Source organism: Amycolatopsis bartoniae, from assembly GCF_014191255.1.
GTDB classification, from domain to species: domain Bacteria; phylum Actinomycetota; class Actinomycetes; order Mycobacteriales; family Pseudonocardiaceae; genus Amycolatopsis_E; species Amycolatopsis_E bartoniae.
Window position 1 is genome coordinate 186,362 of the sequence record NZ_JACHWH010000006.1, and the last position, 19,646, is coordinate 206,007.

Here is a 19,646-nt window from a genome sequence, read left to right on the forward strand (position 1 = left end):
GTGCGGTCCGTGTCCCCCGGGCCTCACCTCAACGCCGTCGCGGAACACCAGTCCGGCTGGAGCCGCGTTCGTGCCACTCGCCGAGAGGCGACCGCCGTACCGACCCTCGAACCAGCCCCAGCACCCCGAATCCCGATCGGCCGTGCTGGGGCTTCCCCGTCATCCGGCACCGGTGAACATCGCCACCATGCCGTGCGGCGCGTCGTCGCCGAACATCAGCTCGTACAGCTCGCCGCCGTCGGCCGCGGCTCGCGCGGCGCGCGGGAACATCGCCTGCTCGTACTCGGCGAGCGCCGCTTCGGCGTCGCCGGGATGCGTCGCCAGCGCGGTGGCGAGCTCGGCGCCGTCCTGCATCGCCAGGTTGGCGCCCTCGCCGTTCGGTGGCGCGAGGTGCGCGGCGTCACCGACCAGGGTCACGCCCGGCACGCGGTCCCAGCGGTGCCCGACCGGCAGGGTGTTGAGCGTGCGCAGGACCGGCGCGGTGTCGCTGTCGGTGATCAGCGCGGTCAGTTCCGGCGCCCAGCCGTCGAACTCCCGCGCGATCCGGGCGGTGGCCGCGGCGGCGTCGGTGAAGTCGATGGCGGCGAACCACTCCCGCGGCCGGGTCAGCGCCACGTACGTGTGCAGCGTCCCGCCGCTCTCCCGGTGGGCCAGGATTCCCTGGCCCGGCGCCAGCGCCATCAGCGCGCCGCCGCCCACGGCTTTCGCGGCGGCGGGATGGCGGGTGTCGCCGTCGAACAGGTAGGTCTCGACGTACGAGCTGCCGGTGTACTCGGGCGTCGCGTCCGACAGCAGCGGCCGGACCCGCGACCACGCACCGTCCGCGCCCACCAGCAGGCCGATGGCGACGGTGGTGCCGTCGGCGAAGGCCACCTCGTGGCGGCCCTCGCCGAGGGAACGGACCCCGGCGACCTTGTGCCCCCACCGCACGGTTCCGTCGGGGAGTGACTCGATCAGCAACCGCCGTAGCTCCCCGCGTTGCACCTCGGGGCGGGTGCCCGTGCCGTCGTCGGGCTCGTCGAACAGGACGTTCCCGTCCCGGTCGAGGATGCGCGTCGCCTCGCGGCCTTCGAGGACGAGCGCGCGGAACCCGGCCGTCAGCCCCGCCGCTTCGAGTGCGGGCTGGCCGCTGTCCGCGTGGATGTCGAGCATCCCGCCCTGGCTGCGCGCCGTCGGCGATGCCTCCGCCTCGTAGACCGTGGCCGGGATGCCGTGAACGTGCAGGACGCGAGCGAGCACGAGACCGCCGAGACCGGCACCGACGATCGTGACAGGCGTGTGCATGGCAACTCCCCCTTCTGGAATGTCATTCCAGTTTGGAACGACATTCCAGATATGTCAAGATGGGGGCATGGCAACGCGGGCCCGCCGCCCCCAGCGGCGTAGTGAGGCACTGTCCCGGGAGCGGATCGTCGCGGCCGCCGTCGAGCTGCTCGACACGGCCGGTGAGGGCGGGCTGACGTTCCGGGCGCTGACCGAGCGCCTCGCCACCGGCGCCGGAGCGATCTACTGGCACGTGGCGAACAAGGACGAGCTGCTCGACGCCGCCACCGACGCCGTCGTCGCCGCCGCGCTGGCCGTCGAACCCACCGGAGCCGCGGACCCGCGGGACGAGATCCGCGCCGTCGCGCTCGGCCTGTTCGACGCGATCGACGAGCATCCGTGGCTTGCCACGCAGCTGGCCACCGAGCTCTCGCGCAGCCCCTCGGGAACGGTCACGCCGCGGATCCTCGAAAGCATCGGCCGGCGGGTCCGCGCCCTCGGCGTGCGGGAGGACAGCTGGTTCCTGGCCGCCACGGTGCTGGTCCAGTACATCCTCGGCGGCGCGGCCCAGAACGCCGCGAACGCCCGCGTGCTCGGGCCCGGCGCGAACCGCGACGAGTTCCTCGGCACCGTGTCGAAGGTGTGGGAGGAGCTCGATCCGGACGAGTACCCGTTCATCCGGGCCGTCGCGGAGCAGATGCGCGACCACGACGACCGCGAGCAGTTCCTCGCCGGGATCGACCTCGTCCTCAGCGGCATCACGACGCTGTACGTGCCCGGCGAATGATGCTGCGCGCCCTCACCCCGGACGACTGGGCGGCGTTCCGCGCCGTGCGCCTGGCGGCGCTGCGTGACGCGCCCGAGGCGTTCGGCTCCGGCCTGGCCGACTGGGCGGCCGCGGGGGAGCAGCGCTGGCGGCAGCGGCTGACGGACGTCCCCTGCACCGTGCTGGCCGAGCTCGACGGCCGCCCGGCCGGGGTGGCGAGCGCCACGTCACCCGACTCCGACGGCGCCGTCGAGCTGATCTCCCTGTGGGTCGCGCCCTTCGCCCGCGGCCGGAGAGCCGGGGACGCACTCGTGGGCGCCGTGCTCGACTGGGCGCAGCGTCACGGCGCCCGCCAGGTGGTCCTGCGGGTGCACGAGAACAACCACCACGCGCGGAATCTGTACCGCCGCAACGGTTTCGTGCCCGGGGACGCGCGGTGGATGGGACATTCACTTCCGGCGTGAACCAGCGGGTCACCGGGAGCCGTTCTACCCTCGGAAGGCGCAACGGGCGTGCAACGCGGGAGGCTCCGGTGGCAGTGGACGTCGTCGTGGTGGGCGCGGGCCTGGCCGGGCTCGCCGCCGCCCGCGAGCTCACGAAAGCCGGGCTCGTCACCGTGGTGTGCGAAGCGGGTCCCGAGGTCGGCGGCCGGGTGCGCACCGACTACGTCGACGGCTTCCAGCTCGACCACGGCTTCCAGGTGCTGCTGCCCGCCTATCCCGAGCTGCCCCGCCACCTCGACCTCGCCGCGCTCGACCTACGGCCCTTCACCCGCGGCGTGCTCGCCTCGACCGCCCGGGGCCGCCGCTGGCTCACGCCACCGAGCCACGGCCTCAGCGCGCTCGCCGACACCGCGCGCTTCGCCCTGCGCCGCCCCGTCGACCTCGCGCGGCTCGGTGCTTTGAGCGCCCGCGACACCATCGCCCCGGACATCATGCTGCGCCAGCCGCAAGGGGTCACCGTCGAGCAGGAACTGCGCCGCTGGCGGCTGTCCGCGGACTTCCGCGAGGAGGTCCTGCGGCCGTTCGTCGCCGGGGTGTTCCTCGACCCCGACCTGATGACCTCGGCCCGGCTGTTCCACCTCGTGTGGCGGTGTTTCCTGCGCGGCGGCGGCGCGTTGCCCGCGGCGGGGATGCACGCCATCCCGCGGCAGCTCGCCGAGGGCCTGCCCGAGGGCACGGTGCGCACGAACGCGCCTATCGCCGCCGTCACCGAACACGGCGTCGTGCTCGCCTCCGGGCAGACGATCACCGCGCGGGCCGTCGTCGTCGCCACCGACGGCACCGACGCGGCGCGCCTGTTGCCGGGCCTCACCGCGCCGGAATGGCACGCGGTGACCACGCACTACTTCCGCACGTCCGGTTCGCCGTTGCGCTCACCGACCCTCGTGCTCGACGGCGCCAGCGGCCTGCTGATCAACACCGTGGTGCTCGACGAGGTCGCGCCCGCCTACGCCCCGTCCGGTCAGTCGCTGGTGGCCGCGTCCGTCCCCGGCAGGCCCGGCGTGCCGGAGGCCAAAGTGCGCGAGCAGCTGGCGCGGATGTACGAGACCGACGTGCGGGACTGGGACCTGATGGCGACGCACACCATCCCGCGGGCGCTGCCGGTGTTCGGCCCGGAGCAGCCGCTGCGCCGCCCGGTGCGGCACAGCCCGGGCCGCTACGTGTGCGGCGACCACCGCGACACGCCCTCGATCCAGGGCGCGCTGGTGTCGGGCCGCCGCGCCGCCGAGGCCGTGCTGCGGGACCTCAAGCAAGGGTTGTGACCCCACGGCGATGAGTTCCGGCCGGTTCCCGGGTCTGTTCCGGTGACCGGTCGCAGCACCCCGCACGGAGGACCCCATGACCACCACCCCGCCCATCGTCGACCTGGCCACCTGGCAGGCCGCCCGCGACGAGCTCCTGGCCAGGGAGAAGGCCCACACCCGCGAAGGCGACGCCATCGCCGCGGCCCGCCGCCGGCTGCCGATGGTGGAGTTCGACGGCACCGTCGAGGTGGTCGGGCCCGACGGCCCGGTCCCGTTCCTCGACCTGTTCCAGGGGCGGAACGAACTCGTGGCCTACAAGCACATGTGGTACGACGGCGCGCCCCACCAGGGGCAGTGCGAAGGCTGCACCATGGCGGTCTGGCACCTCAAGGACGCCGTCTACCTCAACGCCCGCGGCGTCTCGTTCGCCATCCTGACCGCCGGCCGGTGGCCGGAAGTGGCGGAGTTCGTCGAGTTCATGGGCTACACCCAGCCCTGGTACTCGGTGCGCGACGTGACCGGCCCCGCGGGCGGGGACATGGGTTACCTCACCTGCTACCTGCGGGACGGCGACCGCGTGTTCCTCACCTACTCCACGACCGGCCGCGGCAGCGAGGCGTTCAACGGATCCTTCGCCCTGCTCGACATGACCGTGTACGGCCGCCGCGAGGCGTGGCAGGACACCCCCGAGGGCTGGCCCGAAGGACACCACCCGTGCTGGTACTGGCGGACGGATGCCGACGGCAACGCCACCTGGGGCCCCACCGGCCGTCCGGTTCCCCAGTGGACACGCCCCGGCGTGACCCCCGCGGACACCCTCGGCCGGGACGGCCAGTTCCACTGACGCGTGCTCACACCCGCCAGGCGAGCTCGTCCACCACGTCGGCCAGCTCGCGGCGCCGCGCGTACACGGCCCGCTGGCGCTGCGCGCCGCCGCCCGTGCGGCGCAGCCTGTCGAGCGTGTCCCGCACGAAGTCCTCGTCGCCGGCCTCACGCAGCTGCGGGCGCACGCGTTCCACGAGCCGGTCGAGCAGGTGCCACGCCGGCACCAGGTCGCCGTCCTCCGGATCGACCGCCTGCCCCGCGAGCCCGTCGCGGGCGCCGCGCCACAGCATGGTGCGCAGCAGCTCCGGCGGCGGCCCGGCCTTGCCGTCCGGCGCACCGGCCTCGTCCAGCGCCCGCGCCGCGAGCCCGCGGACGAGCCCGGCCAGCAGCGCGGCCTCCTCGACCGTCGCGGCCACGTCGGAGATCCGGATCTCGACGGTGGGCTGGTGCTCGGACAGCCGGATGTCCCAGTAGACCATCCCGCGGTCGAGCAGGGCGCCGGTGCGCAGCATCGAGTCCACCAGCGACTCGTAGTGGTCCTCGGACTCGAAGTGCGGCGGCGGCCCCGCCGACGGCCAGCGGCCCCACATCACGTGCCGCCAGCTGGCGTAGCCGGTGTCCTCGCTCTCCGCGAACGGCGAGTTCGCCGTCAGCGCCAGCAGCAGCGGCAGCCACGGCCGCACCCCGTTGCTGACCGCCAGGCCGCTGGCGCGGTCGGGGATCGAGACGTGCACGTGGCACGCGCACGTGAGCGCGTTGCGCGCGATCGCCCCGAACTCCCCGCCCATGCGGTGGTACCGCGCGTTCGGGGTGAAGCTCAGGGTGCGGTCCTCGGCCAGTGGCGCCACCCCGGCGGGCAGCAGCCGCAGCTCGCGCTTGCCGGCCTCGCGGGCCAGCTCGTCGCGCAGCCCCCGCAGCCCGTCCACGACACCGGTCACGGTGGTCTGGACCTCGGTGGCGGACTCGACCTGGCACGGGCGCAGTTCGTGCTCGACCTGCCCGGGCGGGTCGGACACGTCGTCGGTGACGGCCGGCCCGTCGGACGCCAGGTGGGCGTCGCGGTCCACCAGCAGGAACTCCTCTTCGACGCCGAGGGTGAGCGAGGCGGTGTCGGTCATGGACGCAGGTGGGACCCATCAGGAGAGCGGCGGTCGGACGCGGTCATCGTATCGGCACCACCGGCGCCCCGCAGGGTTCGAACGCCGTAGCCGTCACATCGCGCTGAGTGTTTTCCGGCCCTCCGGCGGAGGACCACCTGTCCAGGTGGCGCGACGAGGGCGCCGCCGCGAAACCCGCCCTGTCATCACGGGGCGTCACGGTCGCGCCGGACCCCGCCCGGTCGAATGTCAATCGAAGGTGTGAGTAACGGGAAAGCGGCTGCTACTCAGACCGAAGGTGGTGTCATCGCGGGAAATCCGGGTTCCTTGGGGGCGGCGCCCGGCGTTGGTAGCTTCGCTGTCGCCCGCTCGCACCCGTTGGTGCAGCAACCGCGTCGGGGGACCGGTTCCGTGTGCGCGGGCGTCCTTCTCACCGTTTCCGAAGGGATGATTCATGCGGGTCTCTGTGCTGCGCTCGGCCGGGATGGCCGGTCTCGCGACCACCGCGCTGCTCGCCGCCGCGGTCCCGGCCGCCGCGGCCACCGGGGCGGGGGAGGCTTCGGCCTACGGCGCGTCGGCCACCGTCTCGCTCCTGCCCGGCGTGCTCGGCGCTCCCGGACTCACCGTCGACACCGGGCACCTCGCCTCGTCCGCCACCGGGGAACGGGCGAGCGCGTCGGTCGCCGACGCCCCGCTCAAGGGCCTCGTCACCGCGAAGGTGATCACCAGCTCGGCGAAGCACGACACCGGCACCGGCGAGGTCGACGCGAAGGCCTCGGTCGTCGACGCCACCCTGCCCGTCCTCGCCGCGGTCGCGGGCCGCACCCCGGCCGCCGAGGTGATCACCGCGCAGTGCACCGCCACCTCGGAGGGCGTCACGGGCAGTTCGCAGCTGGCGGACCTCGACCTCGGCCGCCTCGGCACCCTGCCCGCCGGTACCGGCCCCAACCGCGAACTCGGCGTACCCGGCGTCGTGCGGGTGATCGTCAACGAGCAGGTCCGCCACTCCGACGGCAGCCTCACCGTCAACGCGCTGCACATCAAGCTGCTCGGCGGTCAGCTCACCGGCGCGCTCGGCAGCGGGGACGTCGTGCTGGCCTCGGCCACGTGCGGCAAGGCCACCGGTCCCGCCACGACCCGGACGACTCCCACGCCGACCACTCAGCCGCCGTCCGGGAGCAGCGGCGGCGGGCAGGTCCGCGTCGTGCCCCTCGGCGCCCCGCAGACCGGCGACGGCAGCCTCGCGACCGTGGTGGAGGGCTGACGTGCCGTCCCCGCGTCGCCGCTGGGCGCTGCTGCTCGCGCTGCTCGCCGCACTCCTGCTCGGCGGGTGCGGTGCCGACGCCGCCGCACCCGCGCCCACCGTGAGTGCGCAACCCGCGCAGACCCTGCCCACCTGGGTGGACCTGCCCAGCATCGGGGCCCGCTCCTCACTCGTGCCGCTGGGACTCAACGCCGACCGGACCGTCGAGGTCCCGCCGGTCGACCAGCCGCTGCAGGCCGGGTGGTACCGGTACAGCCCGGCGCCGGGCGACGTCGGGCCCGCGGTGATCCTCGGGCACATCGACGGCAACCACCAGCAGGGCATCTTCTGGCGGCTGCACGACGTGAAGCCGGGGGACCGGGTGCAGGTCGGGCGGGCCGACGGCAGCACGCTGACGTTCGAGGTGACCAAAGTGGACCAGGTGGCCAAGAGCGAGTTCCCGACCGACGCGGTCTACGGCGACACCGCCGACCCGCAGCTGCGGCTCATCACCTGCGGCGGCGCGTACGACGCCGCGCACCACAACTACCTCGACAACGTGATCGTCTACGCGAAGCTCGCCTGATCCGGCGGGGCGACGGTCAGCAGCCGGGTGCCCGTCATCTCCAGGCGGAGGCCCCGGGCGTCGGAGGCGTAGCGCAGCACCACCCCGGCGCAGCCCGGGCAGCGCACGACGAGCGCGGGCGCGTGCGGGTAGACGTGGTGCGCGGCCAGCGGCCCGCTGGCGCCGCAGTGGGCGCAGGTGAGGATCGCCGCGGCCAGGTCCAGCGCGAACAGCTCGCCGAGCGGGCCGGCCGCGGCGTTGCCGTCCAGGCAGGCGGAGTCGTCGGGGCGCTCAGTCGCCGGCATAGCGCTGCTCCTTCCACGGGTCGCCGTGGTTGTGGTAGCCGAAGTTCTCCCAGAACCCCGGCTGGTCGGTGCTGCGCAGCTCCAGCCCGCGCACCCACTTCGCCGACTTCCAGAAGTACAGGTGCGGCACCAGCAGGCGCGCGGGGCCGCCGTGCTCCGGGGTGAGGGGCTCTCCGCGGTAGGTGTCGACGATCCACGCCTTGCCGTCGAGGACGTCTTCGAGCGGCAGGTTGGTGGTGTAGCCGCCGTCGCAGAAGGCGAGCAGGTACTCGGCGTCGGTGTCCACGTCGCCGAGGATCGTGTCGAGGCTGACGCCGGACCACGTGGTGTCGAACTTCGACCAGCTGGTGACGCAGTGGATGTCGACGGTGATCGTCTCGTGCGGCAGCCGCCGGAACTCGGCCCAGCTCCAGCGCAGCGGACCGGGGAGCTCGCCGCGCACGCGGAAGTCCCACGCGTCCGGGTGCCGCCGCGGCACGGGCCCGGCGGACAGCACCGGAAAGCCGTCGCCGACGTCGTACTGTCCCGGCGGCAGCCGGTCCACCGGCCCGCCACGGCGGCGTCCGGTGAAACCACGGGTCACGAGAGCCATCGGCGCATCATCCCGCCGGATCGGGCGTCCCGGCAATCCGGGACGGGGTCAGGCGATGTGGCGCTGGTTTTCGGCTGCCGGACCGAGAATCCGGCCCAGGACCGCGGGGTGGTCGAGGCTCGTCACGTACAGCACCGGCCGTCCCGCGCCCGGCCAAGGCAGCGGGGTGCGGGTGGGCCAGTCGTCCCGGGTCGCGACGACGAGGGACAGCCCGGCGTCGTGGGCGGCGGTGGCCCCGGCGAAGGAGTCCTCCAGTGCGACGGACTGGCGGGGGTCGGCCCGCAGCCGGCGGCAGGCGGAGAGGTAGACGTCGGGAGCGGGCTTGGGGCGTCCGGCTTCCTCGGCGCTGATCACGGCGGAGAACGCGGTGAGCAGGCCCGCGCCGGTGAGCACGTCGGCGAGGATCTCGGCCGGCGCGTTGGACGCGACGGCGAGCGGCAGCCGGTCGTGCAGCCGGTGGACGAGCTCGGCGACCCCGGGCAGCACGGGCGGCGGAGTGGCCCGCAGACTCGCGGCGAGCACCGAGCGCAGGGCTGAGCGCGCCCGGCCGGTGCGGTCGGGCGTACCGGCCCACCCCGCGATCCGGCGTGCCCCGGTGTCCACGGAACTCCCCGTGAGCGCCGCGAGATGCGCCCCGGTCAACGCGAAACCCAACTCCGCGGCGGCGGCGTGGAACGCGTGGGTCCAGGCCTCCGCGGTGTCCAGCAGGAGCCCGTCGCAGTCGAAGATCGCGGCCTCGCAGGTCACGCCGTCCTCCCGTCGGTGGAACTAGGATCCACACACTAGGGTGAAGTGGAAGGAATTTCCAGAGCGCTGCGCAACAAGGACTGCCCCGAGCCGGTGGCCCGCAGGCCGAGCACCCGCAGCGCCGCCCACACGGTGGCCTGGTTCGCGGTCACGACGGGTTTGCCGAGCTCGCGCTCCAGCGGCGCGATCAGGTCGTAGGTGGGCAGCGCGGTGCAGCTCACGAAGACGGCGTCCGCGTCCGGGTGGTCACCCGCCAGGACGAGGTCGGCGACCTGCGCGTAGGAGGCCGACAGGACTTCGCGGACGGGGATGCCCAACGCGGTGTTCGCGACGACCGCGAAACCCGCCTCGGTCACATACCGCTTCAGCCGCCGCCCGACGGGCTCCTCGTACGGGTGCACCACGGCCACTCGCCTGGCGTGCACGGCCCGCAGTGCGTCCACCGCCGCTCCGCTGGTGGTCAGCGCTCGCGCCGCCCCCTGCCCGAGCATCGCCTCACGCAGGGCTGCCTCCCCGCGCGCGCCCCCGACGAAGCTGCACGACGTGCATGCGTAGATCACCACTTCGGCGCCCACCGCACACACCTCGCGCGTGGGGCGCTCCACAAAGGACGGATCGCTCAGCGTCGAGACAGTGCCCAGGTTGTCGTCGCCACCGGCCTCGGCCGTGCGGGCGATGAACAGCGACACCGAGTCCGGAACCCACCGCCACAGCTCGCGGTCGCGGGCGAAGTCGAACGGCGCGACGACACCCACGCCGACCTGCGGCTCCGGGCCGGTCAGCGCCATGGCATGTGCTGGGGGCACCAGGTGCTGCCGTCGAGCAGCAGCGTGCCGGGCGGAGCCTTGGTCATGACGGGACCCTTTCACCGGGAACGTGTGGCGGGAGGGTAGCCGAAGTAAGGTCATCGACGCGGGTGGCGAGGGGGCGACGTGACGGGTGAGACGGACCGGCAGGTGCCGGGCACGGTGGCGGAACGGGCGCGCGCCGCGATGGGCGGGTTGCCGCCGAGCGAGGCACGCGCCGTGCGGGTGCTGCTGGAACGCGGCTCCGACGTGGTGCGGCTGTCGGTCAGTGAGGTTGCCACGGCGGCGGGCACCGGCGTCGGCACCGTCGTGCGCGCCTGCCAGAGCCTCGGCTTCAAAGGCTTCCAGGACGCCAAGATCGCCCTCGGGCAGGACCTCGCGCCCCTGGTCGGGGAACGCTCGCCCGAGCACATCACCACCGCCGACCGGCCCGCCGACGTGCTCGCGAAGCTCGCCGCCGGCAGCGGCGACGCCCTGCGCCGCGCGCCGATCAGCGTCGACCCCGCGGAACTGGAGCGCGCCGTCGAGCTGCTGCACCACGCCAAGCGGGTGCTCGTGCTCGGCGTCGGCACCAGCGCCCCGCTCGCCTACGACGCGGCCTACCGGCTGCTCTCGATCGGCGTCGCCGCCGAGGCGCCCGCCGACGTCCACGTCCAGCACGTGCGTGCCGCGCTGCTGTCCGCCGGGGACGCCGTGCTGGCGGTCAGCCACACCGGCTCCACCCGGGAAACACTTGCCGCCGTGCGCAGTGGCCGGGAGGCCGGCGCCTCGGTGGTCGCCGTGACCAGCTTCAGCAGCTCGCCGCTCACCGAGCTGGCGCACGCGAAGCTCGTCGCGGGCGGCCTGGAGACGCACTACCGGATCGAGGCGATGACCAGCAGGCTCGCCCACCTGCTCGTGCTCGACGCGCTGTACGTCAGCCTCCTGCTGGCCGACCGCGACCGCGCCGACGCCGCGCAGCAGACCCTCGCGGACGTCCTGGCCGAACACCGGTTTTGAACCGGGTCGGCAACCGTTCAGCCGATCGGGTCGTCCGATTGCAGGAACAGCACCGCGAGGCCACCGTCTAAGGGTGAAGATCAAGCTCGTTCCCCTCGCCGCGCTCCTGGTACTGCTGGCCGCCTGCTCCGGCGGGCGGAGCACCACGCTCCCGGAGCAGGACTGGTCCTCGTTCGCGCCCCTGCGCGCCGCCGGGACCACCGCCCCGTCGCCGAGCGTGCCGCCGCCCGCCGCCGTCGCCGCCAACGAGCTGGGCCTGGTGCCCGTGCTGATGTACCACCGGATCGTCGACCCGCCGAAGTCCGTCTACGACCGCAGCCCCGCCGACTTCCGCGCGGAGCTGGAGCGTCTCGCCCGCGAGAACTACGTGCCCGTCACCGCCGCCGAGTTCACCGCGGGCACCATCGACATCCCGGCTGGCACCCACCCGGTGGTGCTGACGTTCGACGACGGCGACCCCAGCCAGTTCGCGCTCGACGCCGCCGGGAACCCGGTGTCCACCACCGCCGTGGGCATCCTGCTCGACGTCGCCCGCGAGCATCCCGCGTTCCGGCCGGTGGCAACGCTGTACGTGAACCAGACCCCGTTCGGTGACCCCGGCGGCCACAAGACGCTGCCGTGGCTGCAGGCGCACGGGTTCGACGTCGGCAACCACACGCTGACCCACGCGAACCTCAAGCAGGACTCCGCCGACGAGGTGACCACCGAGATCGCCGGAAACGACCGGGAGATCCGCGCCGCCGGGCCCGGCCTGGCGCCCGTCACGATCGCGCTGCCCTTCGGCGTGCACCCGCGCCAGGAGGACCAGGCGCTCAAGGGGCCGGGCTACGACTACCGCGGCGCGTTCCTCGTCGGCTCGAACCCCTCGCCCTCGCCGTACGCGGCGAAGTTCGACCCCTTGAACATCCCGCGCATCCGCTCGGAGGCGGCCACGGGGGAGGAGGCGGAGTACGGCTCGACGGTGTGGCTCGACAAGCTGGCCGCCGATCCGGGCAGCCGCTACACCTCCGACGGCGACCCGGCGCACGTGTCGTACCCGAAGTCCGCCAACGGAAAGGTCGCTCCGGCGTACCTGAGTCGGGTGAACCCCTATTGACAGCGAACCAGGGAGGGGGAGAGTACAAAGACCCCGTGGGCGGGGACGCCGTGCTCTGTACGCCGCCGCCGACGACCGCGATGGTGTGACCAAGGCACTCCCCTTTGGAGCATCCCGATGACGAAGACCCTGTCGGAGCCGGACTACGTGGCGTCCGCCCTCACCGCGGCGAGCCTGGTTCCCTTCCCCGACCCCGCGCACCCCTGGCGGCTGGTGGCGCGCCCCGGGCGCATCGAAGTGCTGCAGTCCGACGGTGACCGCGAGGCGCTGGCCGCCTGCGGTGCCGCCGTGCTCAACATGCAGCTCGCGCTGCGGGCCGCCGGGCACGCCGCGACGGTGGACCTGCTGCCGGACCGCACCCGCCCGGACCTGCTCGCCGTGGTGTGGATCCGCGCCAGGTGCACGCCGAGCATCCAGGAACGCTCGCTGGCGCGGGCGATTCCCGTGCTGCACGAGGCGCGGGTGCCCCGGGGCGGCGGTCCCGTGCCGCCCGACGTCCGCGCCGCGCTGGTGCGGGCCGCCGAGCGGGAGGAGGCCGACCTGCTGCTGCTCGAACCGCCCGCGGAGGTCGACGCCCTGCGGGGCCTGCTGGCCGAGGCGGGCTGGCTCACCGGATCCGGGCTCGCCGGGCTGGTCGCCGTGCTCAGCTCCTACACCGACACGCTGCGCGGGCAGGTGCGCGCGGGCCGGGCGCTGCAGCGCGTGCTGCTCACCGGCGTCGTGCAGGGCGCGCGGGCGCGGGTCCTGCTGCGCCCGGAGACCGTGCAGAAGGCGCGCCCCGAGCTGCGCGGCTTCCTCGGGCACCAGGTGAACCCGCAGGCGGTGCTCGCGTTCCGGTTCGCCCCGGCCGTGCCGCCGCGGCAACGCCGCTCCTGACGCCTTCCCCCCTCCTGCCCCGGCCGCCCCGCGGCCGGGGCAGTGTCGTGTCCGGGGCCGAAAAGCGCGAAGATCTTTCCTTAAAAACAATTCGCATCCAAGATCAAATGTGACATTCTTTCGTAGTTGATCAGCCACAGTGGACACTCCACGGCGACGTTTCACGCGGTCAGGCGGGTTTCGATGAACCCGAGCGGGTATTGGGCCTGCGTGTGCGAAAGCACGGAATTACGGTTTCATCAGTCGGTTCCGGCGCTTGTCGAACGAAATTCGCAAAAGGAGAGAACCTGTGCCCAGGTGGCCACGGACCGTTTCGCTCGCCTGCTCGGCGATCCTGCTCGCGGCAGGCCTGACGGTCGCCGCCGCGCCCGCGCTCGCCTACCCGCCCCGCATCAAGGTGTTCGTCACGAACACCGGCTCGGCCAATGCCACGGTCTACGACACGCGCACCACGCAGCTGCTCGCGGACGTGCCGGTGCAGCCCGGCCCGGTGGGCGTCGCGCTGTCGCCGGACGGGGACCGGGCCTACATCGCCAACGAGCAGGCCAACACCCTCTCGGTGGTCGACGCCAACACCTTCAAGGTGCTCGCGACGGTGCCGGTCGGGTCGCACCCGTTCGGCGTCGCGGCCGGCCCGTCGCGGGTCTACGTCGCGAACTACAGCGACAACACGGTCACGGTCGTCGACACGAACACCAACCGGCCGGTGGCGACCGTGCCCGTCGGGCGGTTCCCGCACACCCCCGCGCTCACGCCCGACGGGCGCAGCCTGCTCGTCACCGCGAACGGCGGGGACTCGGTCACGGTCATCGACACCGGGTCCAACCGCGTCACCGGCCACATCCCGGTCGGCCGGTTCCCGGCGGGCATCGCGATCACGCCCCGCGGCCGCGCCTACGTCGCGAACACCGGCAGCAACTCGGTGTCGGTGATCAACCCGCTCACCGGGCTCGTGGTGGCGACCGTGCCCGTCGGCACCGCGCCGATCGGCGTCACCAGCACCGGCAACGGCACCGTGTACGTGTCCAACAGCGGCTCGGACACCGTGTCGCAGCTGCAGGGCAGCGGCGTCACCGCCACCATCCCCGTCGGTGACCAGCCCGAGGGGCTCGGCGCCGCGCCGGACAACAGCTTCCTCTACGTCGCCGACACCGGGGCCAACGCGATGTCGGTCATCGACATCGGCTCCAACGCGGTCACCGCGACCGTGCCCGTGGGCGCCCAGCCCGAAGGCGTGGCGGTCTCGCCCGGCTGAGCGGAAGGCAACGATCGCGCACCCAGAGTGTTGGGGAGATATTGCGCGACTAGACACCCATGTGGTTACTTTTCCGCCTCGGGGCATCGCGGGAGAGGCGGAGCAGGTGGGGTTGTCCATGTTCAGAAGGTGGCGGGCGGGTGCGGCGGTCCTCGTCGCGGTTCTCGTGGCGGGGCCGTTCGCACCCGCGGCGCAGGCGCAGGACAACGGCGGCAAGGTGCTGCGGGTCGCGCTGGTGCAGGAGATCGACCACCTCAACCCGTTCCTCGCCTCGTTCGCCTCCAGCACCATGGTCGGCCGCCTGGCGTGGGAGTTCCTGACGCTGCCCTCGGCGCAGGACAACACCCCCAGCCCCGGGCTGGCCGAGTCGTGGTCCACGTCGCCGGACAAGCTGACCTGGACCTACAAGATCCGCCAGGGTGTGAAGTGGTCCGACGGCCAGCCGGTCACGGCGAAGGACGCGGCGTTCACCTTCAACCGGATCATGACCGACGAGAAGGCGCAGGAGGCCAACGGCACCTACGTCGAGAACTTCGCGAGCGTCACCGCGCCGGACGACGCGACGCTGGTCATCACCACGAAGGTGCCGCAGGCGAGCATGACCGCGATCGACGTGCCGATCGTGCCCGAGCACGTCTGGGCGGGGATCTCCGACATGGAGGACGCGAAGACCGACTCGGTGCCGGTCGTCGGCGTCGGGGACGGACCGTTCCTCATCACCGAGTACCGGCCGAACGAGCTGGTGCGCCTCAAGGCCAACCCGGACTACTGGCGTGGCAAGGCGAAGTACGACGAGCTGCAGTTCATCAGCTACAAGAACTCCGACGCCGCGGTGAACGCGTTGAAGAACAACGAGGTGGACCTGGTCAACCGGCTCACCCCCACGCAGTTCGACACGCTGAACGGCCAGCCGGGCATCACGACCAACAAGGCCACCGGCCGCCGCTACCGGGAGCTGCTGATCAACCCCGGCGCGCAGAACGCCGCCCACCAACCGCTCGGGGACGGCAACCCGGCGTTGAAGGACGTCCGCGTGCGCAGGGCCATCGCGCAGGCCATCGACCCGCAGACGCTCATCGACAAGGTGCTGGGCGGCTACGGGCAGCTCGGCGGCGGCATCGTGCCCGCCGCCTTCCCGCTCTACCACTGGGATCCCTCGGACGCGCAGCGCGACAAATTCGACCCGGCCGCCGCCGGTGCGGCTCTCGACGCGGCCGGCTACCCCAAGGGCGCCGACGGCACCCGCGTGGGCCCCGACGGCAAGCCGCTGCAGCTGCGGCTGCTCGGCCGCGCCAGCGAGGACTTCTCCCAGCGCGCCGCGGACTACGTGGTGAGCTGGCTCGGCGCGGTCGGCATCAAGGTCACCAAGCAGCTGGTGTCGGACAACGAGGTGCAGGACCGCACCGACGCGGGCACCTACGACCTCGCGTTCTCCGGCTGGGGCACCAGCCCCGACCCGGACTACGTACTGAGCAAGCAGGCGTGCTCCGCGCTGCCCACCGCGCCGGGGAGCAGCAGCAGCGCCGCGTTCTTCTGCGACCCGCAGTTCGACGCGCTCTACCAGCAGGAGAGCGCCGAGCTGGACCAGGCCAAGCGCGCGGACCTCGTCAAGCAGGCGCAGGCCCGCTACTACGACCAGGTGCCGAGCCTGGTGCTGGACTACGACAACCCGCTCGAGGCGTACCGCTCCGACCGGTTCACGAGCTTCCCGAAGCAGCCCGCGAACACCGGCAACATCATGGAGCAGAGCGGGTACTGGAGCTTCTACGGCGCGGTGCCCGCCGAGGGCGGCGGCAGTGGCGGTGGCGGGCTGCCTGCCGGCGCCTGGATCGGGATCGGTGCCGCGGTGCTCGTCGTGGTGGTCGCCGGCGGCGTGGTCGTCGGCCGGCGGAAGAAGACCGCCGACGACCGGGAGTAGGGCATGACGGAGACACTCGCGGCCGCCGAGCTGACCGATCCCGGTGAACGCCGGGGCGGCACCGGAACGGCCCGGTTCCTGCTGGGCAAGGTGGGAGCCGCGCTCGCGAGCCTGCTGCTCGTGGTGGTGCTCGGGTTCCTGCTGTTCCGCGCGATCCCGGGCGACCCGGTCACCACCCTGACCCGCGACCGGCTGATGAGCCCTGAGCAGATCGCCCAGCTGCGCGAGCGGCTCGGCGTGGACAAGCCGCTGTACCAGCAGTTCCTCGGCTACCTCGGGGACCTGCTGCACGGTGACCTCGGCACGTCGTTCACCTACAACCGCCCGGTGGCCGACCTGATCGCCGAGCGGTTCTGGCCGACGCTGCTGCTGGTCGGCACCGCGACGGTGCTCGCGGTCGCGCTCGGCCTGTGGCTCGGGGTGCTCGCGGCATGGCGGCACGGCAGCGCGTTCGACCGCGCCCAGACCGGGATCGCGCTGACCCTGTGGTCGGTGCCGCAGTTCTGGCTCGGCCTGCTGCTGCTCATCGCCACCCACGGGCTGTTCCCCAGCGGCGGGATGCGCTCACCGGACGCCGGGCCCGGGTTCCTCGCCCAGACCGGCACGATCGCCTACCACCTCGTGCTGCCCGGCGTGACGTTGCTGGCGGTGTTCTACGCGCAGTACATGCTGGTGATGCGCTCGTCGCTGCTCGGGGAGATGGAGGCCGACTACCTCACCACCGCCCGGGCGAAGGGGCTGCGCGATGACCTGGTGCGCCGCCGCCACGCGGTGCCGAACGCGCTGCTGCCGACGGTGACGCTGGTGTTCCTCCAGTTCGGCATGGTCGTCTCGGGCGCGGTCACGGTCGAGACGGTGTTCTCGTGGCCCGGCCTCGGCCTGCTCATCTACCAGGCACTGGGGGTGCCGGACCTCCCGCTGCTGCAAGGAGTCTTCATAGTGCTGGCCGGCGCGGTCGTGGTGATGAACCTGCTCGCCGAGGTGCTCTACCGCGTGCTCGACCCCCGGGTGCGTGCGCGGTGACCGCCTCCATCGTCTGGCAGCGCCGCCGCAGTGCCCTCGCCGGGGTGTGGCGGGAGTTCGCGGCGAACCGGGGCGGGCTGATCGGGCTCGGCGTGCTCACGCTCGTCGTGGTGCTCGCCGTGCTGGCGCCCGTGATCACCGACGAGTCCGGGCTCGACGTCACCAACGCCCCCGGCCGCCCGCTGCAGCCGCCCAGTGGCTCGTTCCCGCTCGGCACGGACGTCGACGGGCGCTCGGTGCTGCTGCTGACCCTGTGGGGCGCGCGAGTGTCGCTGCTCGTCGGGTTCGCGGCGACGATCCTGTCGGTGCTCATCGGCACGGTGGTCGGCATCGCGGCCGGGCACTTCGGCCGCTGGACCGCCGCGGTACTGCTGCGGTTCACCGACTTCTTCCTCGTGCTGCCGTCGCTCGTGCTGGCGATCGCGTTGTCGGCGGTGCTGCCGCAGGGCATCGCCACGATCATCCTCGCCGTCGGGGTCACGTCGTGGCCCACCACCGCGCGGCTGGTGCGCGCCCAGACGCTCACGATCGAAAGCCGCCCGTACATCGAGCGCGCGAAGGCGCTCGGCGGCGGGCACCTGCACGTCGTGGGCAGGCACGTGCTGCCCGGTGTGCTGCCGCTCGTGCTGGCCAACACCACGCTCGTCGTGGGCAACTCGATCATCGCCGAGTCCACCCTGTCGTTCCTGGGCCTCGGCGACCCCAGCGCGGTGTCGTGGGGCTCGATGCTGCAGCGGGCGCTGCAGTCGGGTGCGGTGACCGGCGGCGCGTGGTGGTACCTGCTGCCGCCCGGGCTGGCCATCGTGGTGATCGTGCTGTGCTTCACCCTCGTCGGCCGCGCGCTGGAGACCGTCGTGAACCCCCGGCTGAAGGGCCGCCGCTCGTGAGTCCGTTGCTGGAGCTGAAGAACCTCGGCGTCACCTACCGCACGGACGGCGGCGACGTCGAGGCCGTGCGCGGGGTGAACCTGAGCCTGGAACCGGGTGACACGCTCGGCGTGGCGGGGGAGTCCGGCTCGGGCAAGTCCACCGTGGCGATGAGCGTGCTGCGGCTGCTGCCGAAGTCCGCGCGCGTGTCGGGGGAGATCCTGCTCGACGGCGAGGACGTCGCCACCATGCGCTGGGGCCGCCTGCGGGCGGTGCGCTGGGCCGGGGCGTCGATCGTGTTCCAGGGCGCGATGCACGCGCTCAACCCGGTGCGGCGCGTCGGGGCGCAGATCGCCGAGCCGATCCGGCTGCACGCGGAGAAGACACCCGGCGAGGCCGAGGTCAAGGCGCGGGTGGCCGAACTGCTGGAGCAGGTGGACCTGCCGGCCTCGCGCGCCGGGGCGTACCCGCACGAGCTGTCCGGCGGGCAGAAGCAGCGCGTGATGATCGCGATGGCGCTGGCCTGCCGTCCCCGGCTGATCATCGCCGACGAGCCGACCACCGCGCTGGACGTCATCGTGCAGGCCCAGGTGCTGGACCTGGTGAGCAGGCTGGTCGCCGAGCAGCGCCTCGGGCTGGTCATGATCAGCCACGACCTGTCCGTGCTCGCCGCCACGTGTGCCCGCATCGCCGTGATGTACCAGGGAGAGCTGGTCGAGCAGGGCCCGGGCCGGGAGCTGATGGCGGCGCCGAAGCACGAGCACACCCGGGCGCTCGCCGCGGCGTTCCCGACCGTCGGCGACCCGGTGTCGCGGTTCGCCCCGGCCACCGCGACCCCGTTGCCGCCGGAGCCGGAGAGCCCGCCCGAACGAGAGGTCCTGCTGGCCGCGCGGAACCTGCGGGTGTCCTTCGGGAGCGTGACCGCCGTGGCGGGCGTGGACCTGGAGGTGCGCCGCAACGAGATCGTGGCGCTCGTCGGGCAGTCCGGCTCCGGCAAGACCACGCTCGCCCGCACGCTGCTGGGCCTGCAACAGCCCACCTCGGGCCAAGTCCTGTTCGAGGGCTCCCCGCTCACCGCGCGCGGCCTGAAGGCGTACCGCCGGCAGGTGCAGCTGGTGCTGCAGGATCCGACGAGCGCGCTCAACCCGCGGCACACCGTGTACGAGGCCGTCGCCGAGGGCCCGCGCATCCACGGCCTGCCCGGGGACGAACGGCAGCTGGTCGTCGAGGCGCTGGAGGCCGCGGAACTGCGCCCGGCCGGGCAGTTCCTCTCCCGGCTGCCCCACGAGCTGTCCGGTGGGCAGCGCCAGCGCGTGGTGATCGCCGGGGCGCTCGCGCTGAAACCGAGCGTGCTCGTCGCCGACGAGCCCGTGGCCTCGCTCGACGCGTCCGTGCGCGGCGAGATCCTCGGCCTGCTGCTGCGGCTGCGCCGCGAGCTCGGGCTCGCCGGACTGGTGATCACCCACGACCTCGGGCTGGCGTGGAACATCGCCGACCGGGTCGCCGTGATGTACCGCGGACAGCTGGTGGAGGTCGGCACCGTGGAGGAGGTGCTGCTGGCGCCACGGCACGACTACACCCGGTCACTCCTGGCGGCGCTGCCCGGCGGCGTCCAATCCGCCGCCGCCGCGAATCCGCCCGGACCCGGTGTGTAATC

Annotated in this window: 20 protein-coding genes; 14 read left to right on the forward strand and 6 right to left on the reverse strand. The window is 73.0% G+C overall.

The genetic code is table 11. The annotated features are described in order from the left end of the window. Positions 1–159: 159 nt before the first annotated feature. The gene (locus tag FHX82_RS26165) at positions 160–1,284 is read right to left on the reverse strand and encodes an FAD-dependent oxidoreductase (protein WP_145934282.1); all 1,125 of its coding nucleotides are present in this window, start codon (positions 1,282–1,284) and stop codon (positions 160–162) included. 67 nt (positions 1,285–1,351) lie between these two features. Between FHX82_RS26165 and FHX82_RS26170 the strand changes: the two genes are divergently transcribed. From FHX82_RS26170 to FHX82_RS26185, 4 genes are all read left to right on the forward strand, one after another. Further along, positions 1,352–2,050 carry a TetR/AcrR family transcriptional regulator gene (locus FHX82_RS26170; protein WP_145934283.1) on the forward strand — a complete coding sequence of 233 codons (699 nt, stop codon included), beginning with the start codon at positions 1,352–1,354 and terminating at the stop codon, positions 2,048–2,050. Continuing rightward, positions 2,047–2,493: a GNAT family N-acetyltransferase gene (locus tag FHX82_RS26175; RefSeq protein ID WP_145934284.1), complete on the forward strand. Its 447-nt coding sequence runs from the start codon at positions 2,047–2,049 to the stop codon at positions 2,491–2,493. Before FHX82_RS26170 ends, FHX82_RS26175 begins: the two co-directional genes overlap by 4 nt. Before the next feature lie 68 nt (positions 2,494–2,561). Next, positions 2,562–3,794: an NAD(P)/FAD-dependent oxidoreductase gene (locus tag FHX82_RS26180; RefSeq protein WP_145934285.1), complete on the forward strand. Its 1,233-nt coding sequence runs from the start codon at positions 2,562–2,564 to the stop codon at positions 3,792–3,794. Between the two features lie 76 nt (positions 3,795–3,870). After that, entirely contained in the window at positions 3,871–4,620 is a 750-nt protein-coding gene (locus FHX82_RS26185) for a DUF899 family protein (protein ID WP_145934286.1), read from the forward strand. 7 nt (positions 4,621–4,627) lie between these two features. On the opposite strand, the gene FHX82_RS26190 is transcribed toward FHX82_RS26185, so the two are convergent. After that, positions 4,628–5,719: a carboxylate-amine ligase gene (locus FHX82_RS26190; protein WP_145934287.1), complete on the reverse strand. Its 1,092-nt coding sequence runs from the start codon at positions 5,717–5,719 to the stop codon at positions 4,628–4,630. Between the two features lie 433 nt (positions 5,720–6,152). Between FHX82_RS26190 and FHX82_RS26195 the strand changes: the two genes are divergently transcribed. After that, positions 6,153–6,962 (forward strand): choice-of-anchor P domain-containing protein, encoded by an 810-nt coding sequence (locus tag FHX82_RS26195; protein ID WP_145934288.1) that lies wholly within the window; start codon positions 6,153–6,155, stop codon positions 6,960–6,962. 1 nt (position 6,963) lies between these two features. Continuing rightward, positions 6,964–7,527 carry a class F sortase gene (locus FHX82_RS26200; protein ID WP_145934289.1) on the forward strand — a complete coding sequence of 188 codons (564 nt, stop codon included), beginning with the start codon at positions 6,964–6,966 and terminating at the stop codon, positions 7,525–7,527. Here the strand turns inward: FHX82_RS26200 and FHX82_RS26205 are convergent. Genes FHX82_RS26205 through FHX82_RS26220 form a run of 4 tightly spaced genes read right to left on the reverse strand, consistent with a single transcriptional unit; the run spans position 7,509 to position 9,938 of the window. Beyond that, positions 7,509–7,811, reverse strand: a complete 303-nt coding sequence (locus FHX82_RS26205) for a DUF6510 family protein (RefSeq protein WP_145934290.1) — start codon at positions 7,809–7,811, stop codon at positions 7,509–7,511. The two genes, FHX82_RS26200 and FHX82_RS26205, sit on opposite strands and share 19 nt — an antisense overlap. Further along, entirely contained in the window at positions 7,798–8,403 is a 606-nt protein-coding gene (locus FHX82_RS26210) for a sulfite oxidase-like oxidoreductase (RefSeq protein WP_145934291.1), read from the reverse strand. Before FHX82_RS26210 ends, FHX82_RS26205 begins: the two co-directional genes overlap by 14 nt. A gap of 48 nt (positions 8,404–8,451) precedes the next feature. Further along, positions 8,452–9,150, reverse strand: coding sequence for an HAD family hydrolase (locus tag FHX82_RS26215; RefSeq protein ID WP_145934292.1), 699 nt, complete (start codon positions 9,148–9,150; stop codon positions 8,452–8,454). Positions 9,151–9,185: 35 nt separating this feature from the next. Further along, positions 9,186–9,938, reverse strand: a complete 753-nt coding sequence (locus FHX82_RS26220) for a maleate cis-trans isomerase family protein (RefSeq protein WP_145934358.1) — start codon at positions 9,936–9,938, stop codon at positions 9,186–9,188. Between the two features lie 144 nt (positions 9,939–10,082). Here FHX82_RS26220 and FHX82_RS37840 point away from each other — a divergent pair, with 144 nt between their 5' ends. From FHX82_RS37840 to FHX82_RS26260, 8 genes are all read left to right on the forward strand, one after another. After that, positions 10,083–10,955, forward strand: coding sequence for a MurR/RpiR family transcriptional regulator (locus tag FHX82_RS37840; protein WP_229880245.1), 873 nt, complete (start codon positions 10,083–10,085; stop codon positions 10,953–10,955). Between the two features lie 73 nt (positions 10,956–11,028). Continuing rightward, on the forward strand, positions 11,029–12,051 hold the full coding sequence (locus FHX82_RS26230; protein WP_145934293.1) for a polysaccharide deacetylase family protein: 1,023 nt from the start codon (positions 11,029–11,031) through the stop codon (positions 12,049–12,051). A gap of 117 nt (positions 12,052–12,168) precedes the next feature. Continuing rightward, complete coding sequence (locus FHX82_RS26235) at positions 12,169–12,927, forward strand: nitroreductase family protein (protein ID WP_145934294.1); 759 nt, start codon at positions 12,169–12,171, stop codon at positions 12,925–12,927. Between the two features lie 289 nt (positions 12,928–13,216). Next, positions 13,217–14,182: a beta-propeller fold lactonase family protein gene (locus FHX82_RS26240; RefSeq protein WP_183176845.1), complete on the forward strand. Its 966-nt coding sequence runs from the start codon at positions 13,217–13,219 to the stop codon at positions 14,180–14,182. A 118-nt stretch (positions 14,183–14,300) separates the two neighbouring features. Further along, positions 14,301–16,100: an ABC transporter substrate-binding protein gene (locus FHX82_RS26245; protein ID WP_145934296.1), complete on the forward strand. Its 1,800-nt coding sequence runs from the start codon at positions 14,301–14,303 to the stop codon at positions 16,098–16,100. A 3-nt stretch (positions 16,101–16,103) separates the two neighbouring features. Next, entirely contained in the window at positions 16,104–17,123 is a 1,020-nt protein-coding gene (locus FHX82_RS26250; RefSeq protein ID WP_145934297.1) for an ABC transporter permease, read from the forward strand. Then, on the forward strand, positions 17,120–18,010 hold the full coding sequence (locus FHX82_RS26255) for an ABC transporter permease (RefSeq protein ID WP_145934298.1): 891 nt from the start codon (positions 17,120–17,122) through the stop codon (positions 18,008–18,010). Before FHX82_RS26250 ends, FHX82_RS26255 begins: the two co-directional genes overlap by 4 nt. Further along, positions 18,007–19,644: an ATP-binding cassette domain-containing protein gene (locus FHX82_RS26260; RefSeq protein ID WP_145934299.1), complete on the forward strand. Its 1,638-nt coding sequence runs from the start codon at positions 18,007–18,009 to the stop codon at positions 19,642–19,644. The genes FHX82_RS26255 and FHX82_RS26260 overlap by 4 nt, the downstream gene beginning before the upstream one ends. The last annotated feature ends 2 nt before the right edge of the window (positions 19,645–19,646 follow it).

Bases quoted from the DNA above. Each gene is read 5' to 3' on its own strand.
- FHX82_RS26165 (WP_145934282.1), bottom strand. From the start codon at position 1,284: ATGCACACGCCTGTCACGATCGTCGGTGCCGGTCTCGGCGGTCTCGTG.
- FHX82_RS26170 (WP_145934283.1), top strand. From the start codon at position 1,352: ATGGCAACGCGGGCCCGCCGCCCCCAGCGGCGTAGTGAGGCACTGTCC.
- FHX82_RS26175 (WP_145934284.1), top strand. From the start codon at position 2,047: ATGATGCTGCGCGCCCTCACCCCGGACGACTGGGCGGCGTTCCGCGCC.
- FHX82_RS26185 (WP_145934286.1), top strand. From the start codon at position 3,871: ATGACCACCACCCCGCCCATCGTCGACCTGGCCACCTGGCAGGCCGCC.
- FHX82_RS26190 (WP_145934287.1), bottom strand. From the start codon at position 5,719: ATGACCGACACCGCCTCGCTCACCCTCGGCGTCGAAGAGGAGTTCCTG.
- FHX82_RS26195 (WP_145934288.1), top strand. From the start codon at position 6,153: ATGCGGGTCTCTGTGCTGCGCTCGGCCGGGATGGCCGGTCTCGCGACC.
- FHX82_RS26205 (WP_145934290.1), bottom strand. From the start codon at position 7,811: ATGCCGGCGACTGAGCGCCCCGACGACTCCGCCTGCCTGGACGGCAAC.
- FHX82_RS26210 (WP_145934291.1), bottom strand. From the start codon at position 8,403: ATGGCTCTCGTGACCCGTGGTTTCACCGGACGCCGCCGTGGCGGGCCG.
- FHX82_RS26220 (WP_145934358.1), bottom strand. From the start codon at position 9,938: ATGGCGCTGACCGGCCCGGAGCCGCAGGTCGGCGTGGGTGTCGTCGCG.
- FHX82_RS26235 (WP_145934294.1), top strand. From the start codon at position 12,169: ATGACGAAGACCCTGTCGGAGCCGGACTACGTGGCGTCCGCCCTCACC.
- FHX82_RS26245 (WP_145934296.1), top strand. From the start codon at position 14,301: ATGTTCAGAAGGTGGCGGGCGGGTGCGGCGGTCCTCGTCGCGGTTCTC.
- FHX82_RS26250 (WP_145934297.1), top strand. From the start codon at position 16,104: ATGACGGAGACACTCGCGGCCGCCGAGCTGACCGATCCCGGTGAACGC.